Raw genomic sequence first — 10,286 nt, 5'->3', positions numbered from 1 at the left:
TCCCATTTGATATTAGCTTTTGTTATCAAATCTACCTAGATGGCTACGATTAGCGTCAATTCTCGAGGTCAGTTCTACTCCTCTACCCAGCAAAATGACTGAATTTCGCGGTCAAATCATCGATTTGCAGATTGTTCTAGCGCGAATTATTTTCCCTGTTGCAATTTTCCTTAAAGAGATCTATTCTCAGTAGTGTCTAAAAACTAGAAAAGAGATCTGGATTGCCAGATCCGCCTGGGTTTGGAGCTGTGGTTTTGCTGGACTTCTCAGGGATGAGGCCTTTCTGCTGTGGCAACTTGCTTCTGATAAGCCGCTCGTCAAGTTCTGCCTTGGGCTTAGTTGAAACGACAGGAGATTGCCGTATTTGTGTTCGTTTTGAGTTCGGTTGACCTCGGCTAGAGATTTGCCTGCTTCACCATGCGAACGGTTGTTTGTTGAGGCGTACGAGAGAGTGACACAACAAAGTTTGGGGCTTCTTGACACCGCGACTGATTTGGTGGCACTACTCGGTATGCGAGCAAATGCCACCCCCGAAGGCGAAACCTACGCATTCTGGGTTGATGGCGAGGATCGGCTCGATCTCCTTTCAAACCAAGTATTAGACCGCAAGGCTCGCGCGATTGCGGCGCGACTCTTAGCCTGCGATGCCCGGGGCGAGCGCGTGCTGTTGGTGTTCCCAGCGGGATTGGATTACATCGCCGCATTCTTTGGATGTTTGTACGCTGGCGCGATCGCCGTCCCCACCTACCCGCCGCGTCCGAACCGGTCTTTGGAGCGCTTCCAAGCGATCGCGGCGGACGCGCAGCCAACTGTCGCACTGACGACCCCGGAGGTTTTGGAACGGTTGCAACCTAAAGTTGCTGCTCTGACGGATCTCCAAGAGTTGACTTGGATTGCTTGCGATCGCGAGCTCTACGACACTACGACCGATCCAGACTGGCAGCCCCACCAGCCAGCTCCCGAGGATTTGGCCTTTTTGCAATACACCTCTGGTTCTACCGGTGCGCCTAAGGGTGTCATGGTCAGCCACGGCAACTTAATCCACAACCTGAAATGGATCGCCCGGAAATTCGGTCATACACCCGAGTTGCAAGGGGTCATTTGGTTGCCGCCTTACCATGACATGGGCTTGATCGGCGGGATTTTGCAGGCGCTCTATTGCGGCGGCAAGGTTACGTTAATGGCCCCCGTTGATTTTCTCCAGAAGCCCCTACGGTGGCTGCAGGCGATTTCGCGATTTCGCGCCACCACTAGCGGTGCTCCGAATTTTGCTTATGACCTTTGCGTTCGGCGCATTACCCCCGAGGAGCGATCGCAGCTCGACTTGAGCAGGTGGCAAGTGGCCTTTACCGGGGCCGAGCCCGTGCGGTCTAGCACCCTCAAGCGTTTTGCCGAAACCTTTGCAAGTTGCGGTTTTCGCCCACAGGCGTTTTATCCTTGCTATGGCATGGCGGAGGGGACTCTGCTCGTCGCAGGAGGAGACTGCAGTGCCCGCCCGCACGAGTTGCATGTGGATGCTGCAGCCCTACGCAATCGCTGCATCATGTCCGGAACGCCTGGGGCGGCAGACGCGCGCGTGTTGGTGAGCAGCGGCTACACGGTACCCGACCAAACGCTTGTCATTGTCGATCCAACCACGGGGTTGTCCTGCCGACCCAATCGCGTTGGTGAGATTTGGGTCGCGGGGCCAAGCATCGCCCAAGGCTATTGGCAGCGCCCCGAACTCACCCAGGAAACCTTTGGCGCACAGCTACCCGGTTCCGAGTCAGGGCCGTTTTTGCGCACGGGGGATCTGGGCTTTTTGCAGCAGGGCGAATTGTACGTGACGGGTCGCCTCAAGGATTTGCTGATCTTTCGGGGGCAAAACCACTACCCCCAGGACATCGAACGGACCGTTGCCGCCGCCCATGATGCTCTGCGCCCCAATGCTAGTGCGGCGATTGCCATCGAAGTTTCTGGAGCTGACAAGCTCGTTGTAGTGCAGGAACTGGAGCGCCAGCACCGCCGCAATCCGAATGTGCTGGAAATTGCTGCAGCGGTACGCCAAGCAATTGCCAAAACCCACGATCTACAACTCCACAGTCTTATGCTGCTCAAGCCCGGCAGCATCCCAACAACCTCCAGTGGCAAGGTCCAGCGGCATGCCTGTCGGGACGGAGTCGTCGATGACACTCTAGAAGCCATCGCCACTTGGACCGCAGATGAGGGTACTCACGCGTCGCCCTCAGCAACCGATCGATCCGAACGCCCCGCATCATCTACCCAATCTTTGACCGAGCCGGATGCAAACGGATACTCGGTAGGAGCGCTCGAAGCAGAGATCGTCGCGCGGGTTGCCGAACGCTTGCAGATCCCCGCCACCGAAATTGACCCCAACGCCGAGTTTGCCAGTTTGGGTCTTGATTCCGCTACGACGGTCGCCCTTTCGGGAGAACTTGAAGCTTGGTTGGAACGGCGCTTATCGCCAATTGTCCTCTACGACTACCCAACCATTCGCCAGCTAGCCCAGTATCTAGCGGACGAGGGTGCTGAAGCCTCTGCTTCCCAACCTCAGCCAATACCTTGCTCGGGATCGGATACCGACACGACTGAAGTTGCAATCGTTGCCCTCGACTGTCGCTTCCCTGGTGCCGAGAGCCCGGAAGCATTTTGGCAGTTACTCAAACATGGCGTCGATGCGATCGCGAGCGTGCCGAGCGATCGTCAATGGGGCGACCTGCCGCAGATTCCCCAGGCGGGCGGTTTTCTCGACGCAATCGATCGCTTTGATGCGGCTTTTTTTGGGATCTCGCCGCGCGAGGCAGAACACCTCGACCCCCAGCAGCGCTTATTACTAGAAGTGGCATGGACGGCCTGCGAGCGGGGGGGTCTAACGCGAGAGCATTTGACTGGGAGCAATACGGGGGTCTTCGTCGGCATTAGCGGCAGCGATTATGGCCGTCAGGTAGCGCAAACCCCGGACGGTGTCGGTCCCTATGCCGGAACTGGTAATGCTGCGAATATGGCGGCGAACCGCCTGTCTTATTTCTTGGATCTACGCGGCCCCAGCTTGGCGGTGGACACGGCTTGCTCGTCATCACTGGTAGCCATTCATCAAGCGGTCCGGAGCCTGCGGCGGGGCGAATGCGATCTCGCGATTGCCGGAGGTGTCAATGCCATTCTTTCCCCGACGCTGACGGCGATCTTTGCCCAAGCGCAAATGCTGGCGGCGGACGGACGTTGTAAAACCTTCTCTGCCGATGCCGATGGCTACGGACGCGGCGAAGGCTGCGGCCTGATGGTGCTCAAACCCCTAAGCGCGGCGCAGCGCGATGGCAATCGCGTCTTGGCCGTGGTCCGCGGCTCGGCCATCAATCAAGATGGTCGCAGTAACGGTATTACCGCCCCGAATGGTCGCGCCCAACAGGCGGTCATACGTCAGGCCTTGGCCGACGCACGCGTTGCCCCGGCGGACATTCAGTACGTCCAGGCCCACGGCACGGGTACCCCCCTTGGCGATCCGATCGAAATTGCGGCCCTGCGTGCCGTCCTCGATGAGGAGCGAACGCTAGAACAACCCTGTGCGATTGGCTCGGTGAAAACCAACATCGGCCATCTCGAAGCTGCCGCTGGAATTGCCGGTGCGATCGCAACCGTCCTGGCCATCCAGCATGAGGAAATTCCGCCCCAACTCCACTGCCAAACCCTCAATCCCTCCATCGATCTAGATGGTTCGGCGTTAGCAATCGCGACCCAGTCACAAGCTTGGCTGATTGGAGATCGACCGCGTTTGGCGGGGATTAGCTCCTTCGGGTTTGGGGGCACTAATGCCCACATTGTTTTGTCCGACCCGCCCACTGCACCAATGGTAGTGCCCGCTAAGCCGAGCGATCTCCTTCGGCCCCTACACGTATTAACGCTCTCGGCCCCCAATGAAAAGGGCTTGCAAGCGCTAGCCCAACGTTATGTCCGGCATCTGAGCACCTCTCCCGATACCTCATTGGCCGACCTTTGTTTCACGGCCAACACTCGGCGCACGACCTTTGCCCATCGTCTGGCCCTGGTCGCTGAAGATAACTGCCAACTACAATCCCAACTCGAGAACTGGCTGCGCGATCGCCAGAGCGTTCCAGGGCGCGCGATCGCCGGTAGCGTTCCGCTCCAACAGCAGGCTGTCGTGGCCATGCTGTTTACCGGCCAGGGGTCGCAATACCTTGAGATGGGTCGGGAGCTATACGAAACCCAGCCCACCTTCAAGCAAGCCTTGGACCGCTGCGACGACATTCTGCAGGACTCCCTGGGGCAATCCCTCCTTGAGACCCTTTACCCCACCGATCCCACAACCGCAGGCCCTACACTCCTGCACCAAACGGGCTACACCCAGCCCGCCCTCTTTGCGATTGAATATTCCCTCTGCCAACTGTGGCTATCTTGGGGCATTCGACCCCAAGTGGTGATGGGCCATAGCGTTGGGGAATACGTCGCGGCTTGTATTGCAGGTGTCTTCTCCCTGGAAGATGGCCTCAAGTTGATTGCCGCTCGGGGTCGCCTGATGCAGCAACTCCCGGTCGGCGGCACCATGGTCTCGACCCTGGCCCCAGTTGAAACGGTCCGAAGCGCCATTGGCGAGCAACCCGGTGTGGCGATCGCCGCTATTAATGGCCCCGAAAGCACAGTTATCTCAGGCAAAGTCGAAGCCATGGGAGCTGTTGTCGAGAAGCTAACCGCCCAGGGCATCAAGACCACCGAACTAGAGGTCTCCCACGCTTTCCACTCGCCGCTGATGCAGCCGATGCTGGCTGAGTTCGAAACTGTAGCTCGGCAGATAAGCTATGCAGTCCCACAACTGAAGTTTGTTTCCAACGTCAGCGGCACGGTGGCTGGCGATGACGTTGCTACTCCCGAGTATTGGGTGAAGCACGTCCTGGCCCCAGTAAACTTTGCTGGTGGCATGGCAACGTTGCAGGAGTTGGGAGTGAAGTGCTTCCTCGAATGCGGGCCTAAGCCCGTCCTGTTGGGTATGGGGCGGCAATGTTTGCCAGCAAATGTTGGTGTCTGGTTGCCCAGCCTCAGGCCGGGGCAAAGCGACTGGCAACAGTTATTGGGAAGCCTCAGCGAGCTACACGTGCGGGGTATCGCAATTGATTGGCAGGGTTTCGAGCGTAACTACCCGAAGCGGCGTGACGTATCCATCCCCACCTATCCGTTCCAGCGCCAGCGCCATTGGCTGGATATTCCGGCATTCTCCCTATCAAGTCCCGCCGGTTATCGTCAATCCTTGCAACATCCGCTACTCGGTCGCAAAATTGCCCTCGCGAATGCCCAGGGTTATTTCGAATCATTCTTTAGCATTCGGCAGCTTTCCTATTTGAGCGACCATCGCGTTTTCGAGCGGCCTCTATTTCCGACCACAGCTTATTTGGAAATTGGTTTGGCCGCCGGGCAGCAGCTCTTCCCCGAACGGTCCTTCGCGATCGAGAAGATCGCCATCGAGCGAGGCTTTGTTTTACCTGAGGCTGAGTCGGTCGTGCTGCAGACACCGATCGCGTCTGAGGACAGTGAGACCTACCGCTTCGAAATCTTCAGTGCTATCCCCAACGACACCGACGAACCGGGAGCGGATCCCACTTGGCAGCGCTATAGCCAGGGAATCGTCCGTCGTTTATCCCAAGATTCTCCAATTCCCGAAATTTCCCTCGCTGACTGTCAGACTGAGTGCTCCCAAGCTCTGGAGGTGGCCGCACACTACCGCCGCTGTCGCCAGCAGCACATTGATTACGGCAGCACCTTCCAAGGCATCCAGCAACTCTGGCGCGGCTCCGATAAAGCCCTCGCTCGCTTGCAGTTACCCCATTCTCTCGTCCCTGAGGCAGCTCATTACACCTTCCATCCGGCCCTCCTCGATGCCGCCCTGCAGGTGCTGTTTGCCCTTGCTGAGGATGAGACCGGCTCCACTTATTTACCTGTAGCGGTCGATCGCCTCGAACTCTACCGTCGACCGGGCACCAACCTTTGGGCAATCGGCGAGTGGCAAGTCGCGGGCGCACACCCTCAGGCGCAAATCCACCTGCTGGACGAGACCGGTGCTGTGGTTGCCCATATTGCGGGTCTCCAGCTACGACCGGCCAGTGCTAGCGCCCTGATGGGGCAATCCCACTCCCTCGCACGCGATCTTTACGGTGTGGCTTGGAGGCCCCAAGGTCGCTTTGGCCGTCTGAAGGCACCTGAGTTTATTCCCGAGCCCGCCACGATCGCGGCTGCCCTCGAACCCCAGGTCCGCGCCCTCTTGCTCGACAATCCCGAGCTGAATCGGCAGCGACAAGAACAACTGCCTTTGCTCGAAGCAGCCAGCGGACAATTTGCAATCGCGGCGCTGCATCAGCTGGGTTGGAATTACCAAGCGGGGGAATCTCTGCAATTAGTGAGTGCAATTCAGCGCCTCCGCGTCGTTCCCCAACACCAGCGCTTGCTGGGTCGCCTGCTGGAAATGCTGGCTGAGGACGGGATCCTGGCTCGACAAGACGATCGCTGGCAGGTTCTCCAACCGCTGCCCAGTCCGGTTCCCCCAGCCGACGCTTTAGACGTTGACTCGGCGGAGTGGCAGTTGTTGGAACGTTGTGGCTCCAAATTGGCTGGGGTTTTGCGCGGTGCGATCGATCCGGTGCAGTTGGTTTTCCCCGCTGGCGACCTCAGCGCGGCGACCCGTCTCTACCAAGACAGTCCGGCATCGCGCGGGTTCAATTCTCTAGTACAGCAGGCGATCGCCGCCGCGGCAGCTGGCCTTCCCCCCGCTCGCGGCCTGCGCATCTTGGAAATTGGTGCGGGCACAGGCGGAACGACTAGTGCGATGTTGCCTCACCTCACGGAGCGGCAAACGCGCTACTGCTTCACGGATGTGGGCGCGTTGTTCGTGCGAGAAGCCCAGGAGCGGTTCGGTCGCGACTATCCCTTTGTTAACTACAAGGTCCTAGACATCGAACGGGATCCAAGCGATCAAGGGTTCGAACCTTACCAACAAGACGTAGTGGTGGCAGCCAACGTCCTTCACGCGACCCAGAATTTACGGCAAACCCTCGCCCACGTCCGGCAATTGCTGGCTCCCGATGGCATGCTGGTGCTTTTGGAAGGTACCCACAAACAGCGTTGGGTCGACCTGATCTTTGGTTTACTTGAGGGCTGGTGGCGCTTTAGCGATCGCGAGCTGCGTCCCGACCATCCTCTGTTGGCGGCCTCTCAGTGGCAACAGGTGTTACTCGAGACTGGATTTAGCTCGGTTGCGACTCTGCCTGCCGAACCCGAATTGGGCCAAGCCGCGATCGTGGCTCGTGCGGATGAGAGCATGGAACCTTCACCCAAACCCATTGGGGATTGGGTGATTTTTGCCGATACCGATGGCATCGCCCGGAACTTGGCCGAGCGCCTGCACGCCGATGGCGAAACTTGCACATTGGTGTATCGGGATACCCCACCCGATCCCACTGCGGACATCTCAACCCTACAGCTCGATCCGCAAGACCCGGGCAGCACCGACCGTTTGCTCGATCGGCTGCAAGAACGCGGGGCCGGACTCCAAGGCATCGTGCATTGTTGGGGGTTGGATGCCCCAGTAGCAGAAGCGATGGATGCCCCAGCCCTGGCTGCGGCTTCGCGGTTAGGCTGCGGAACGGTTTTAACTCTAGTCCAGGCTTTGATACGCGGTCAGGGGACGGAGTCCGAGCTCTCTGCTCCCAGGCTATGGCTGGTTACTCGTGCCGCCCAACCAGCGGGCGAATCTTTGGTAACTCTTTCCGGTGTCAGCCAGGCCTCTCTGTGGGGTATGGGGAAAGCGATCGCTCTGGAGCATCCCGAACTTCGCTGTAGCCGCATCGATCTTGATGCTAATTTGGCGATTTCGGCCCAAGCCGGGCAATTATGGGCCGAGGTGCGATCGGGAGATCCTGAAGACCAGGTGGCCCTCCGACAGGACCATCGTTTCGTCGCGCGCTTGGTAAGAAATCAGAATTTAGCGATCGCGCAGACAGCAGCAGGCACCGAGCTGCCAGTGGGGCCGTGTCGGCTTGAAGCAACCCAACCCGGTTTGCTCGATAGCTTGCAGTGGGTTGCGGCCCCTCGCCAGGCTCCCGGACCCAAGGAAATCGAAATCGAAGTGCGGGCCACGGGCCTGAATTTCTTGGATGTTGTGGCCGCTCTAGACCTGATTCCCTCCGAAGTAGACGGGGTTTCCCAAGCAGAACTCAAAGCGATGGGTGTCCTCGGGGGTGAATGCGCGGGGGTCGTCGCGGCTGTCGGCGCGGAGGTGACAACTGTTGCCGTTGGCGATGCAGTGGTGGCCCTCGCCCCCGGTGCCTTTGGCAGCTTCGTCACCGTTGGCGCGGAGGCCGTTGCCCCCAAGCCATCGAGTCTGAGCTTCGAGGAAGCCGCAGCTATTCCCGTCAATTTCCTCACCGCTAGCTATGCCCTGCAGGAGATCGCACGGTTGGCTCCCGGCCAGCGCGTACTGATCCACGCTGCTGCTGGCGGTACGGGCATGGCCGCCGTCCGGATCGCCCAACAACTTGGTGCGGAAGTCTTTGCCACCGCCAGTCCGGGCAAATGGGATACCCTCCGCGCCCTGGGCGTGCGCCACATCGCTAGCTCTCGCACCACAGAGTTTGCCAAGGAGTTCCTTGCCCTCACCGACGGGAAAGGGATGGATGTCATCCTGAGCTCGCTAACTTCAGAGGGCTTCGTCGAAGCTAGTCTCTCAACCTTGAGTCCTGGCGGCTGCTTTGTAGAGATTGCCAAGCGCGCAGTGTGGACCACAGAGCGCGTCGAGCAGGTACGTCCGGATGCCGCCTACACCGTTTTAGATATGGTGCGGCTCTCACGAGAGCAACCTGAGACTATCCAGCGGTTACTGGAGCAGATCTCGCAGCAGCTTGAATTGGCCGATCGCACCCCAACCCCCGTTCGGGTCTTCCCCGCTGAGGACGTCATCGCTGCCTTCCGCTGCATGCAGCAAGCCCAACATATCGGCAAGATCGTCGTCACGCCAGCACAACCACCAGCGGAATTGTCCCTGTCTTCCGAGGGGACATACCTAATTACCGGTGGCTTGGGCGGTCTCGGCCTTTTGGTTGCCGAGTGGCTAGTGAAGCATCAAGTACGCCACCTGGCATTGGTGAGCCGCCGCGGCTCCGATGCAACAGTGCAAGCAAAGTTAGCACTACTGGAGGAGCGCGGTGCCAAGGTTGACGTCATCCAAGCCGATGTTACCGACGAGGACGCAATGGCGGCGGCCCTGGAGCGAATCCGGCGATCGCCCTGGCCCCTCAAGGGCATCATCCATAGTGCGGGCGCCCTCGATGATGGCACCCTGCAACAACAAACCTGGGAGAAGTTCGCGACCGTCCTAGGTCCGAAGGTGCAGGGCGCTTGGATTCTGCATCGCCTAACCCAGCCAGACCCCCTGGACTTTTTTGTCTCCTTTTCATCGGCAGCGTCGCTGCTGGGCTCTGCCGGTCAAGCCAATCACTCGGCAGCCAACGCCTTCCTAGACGGATTGGCCCACTACCGCCAATCGGTGGGGCTACCTGGCCAGAGCTTTCAACTGGGGATCGTCGGCCAAGTGGGCGAAGCCGCCGAGCGCGGGGCCGATCGCCGCGGAGAGCGCCAGGGAATGGGGAGCATCAACCCCCAACAGGTGTTAGTCGCTCTGGAGGGGGTGCTGCGTCAACCCGAGATCCCCCAGGTGGGCTTGGCTGCCATTGATTGGACGACAGCAGCCCGACTCTCCCCTCAGTGGCGGGCTTGGCCCTACCTTGCAGACTTTGCCGCGAGCGGGGCAGAGATGTCTCCAGAAGGCGACACCGCGATCGCCTCCTTCGTCCAGCAGCTCCAACAAGCTCCAGCTCCGGAGCAACGCGCGCTCTTAGCAACCTTCGTCCGCCAGCAAGTGGCTCAGGTCCTTGGCATGGCCGATCCCGAAGCGATCGATGCAGAGGCGGGGTTCTTTGACTTGGGGATGGACTCGCTGACGGCGGTCGAGCTACGCAATCGCCTACAAACCGGGTTGGGGATTTCGATTGCTGCGACTTCTTTGATGGATTACCCCACCCTCGCGGCATTGTTGGAATTTTTGGCAGACCGGCTCCTGCAGCCAGAGGCAACGGTGGAGGCCGCGGCGATCGCGCCGGTGCCCCCACCACAAGACGAAGGAGATGCGTCCCTAGAGCAGCAATGGTCTGCTGAGGTCGGGGCGCTCTCTGAAGCAGAGATCGAGCAGCTACTCGATCGCGAATTGTTATCCGGGCTAGAGGACTAGAGAC

General features: G+C 59.4%; 1 protein-coding gene. It reads left to right on the top strand.

The window, feature by feature from the left end; genetic code table 11:
• The first annotated feature begins 451 nt into the window (after positions 1-451).
• Entirely contained in the window at positions 452-10,282 is a 9,831-nt protein-coding gene (locus KR51_RS05625; protein WP_022605765.1) for a type I polyketide synthase, read from the top strand.
• The last annotated feature ends 4 nt before the right edge of the window (positions 10,283-10,286 follow it).

The sequence above is a fragment of the Rubidibacter lacunae KORDI 51-2 genome (assembly GCF_000473895.1).
Classification (GTDB): Bacteria; Cyanobacteriota; Cyanobacteriia; order Cyanobacteriales; family Rubidibacteraceae; genus Rubidibacter; species Rubidibacter lacunae.
Note: the sequence above shows the minus strand (reverse complement) of the source record. Positions and strands in the feature narration are given on the sequence as shown.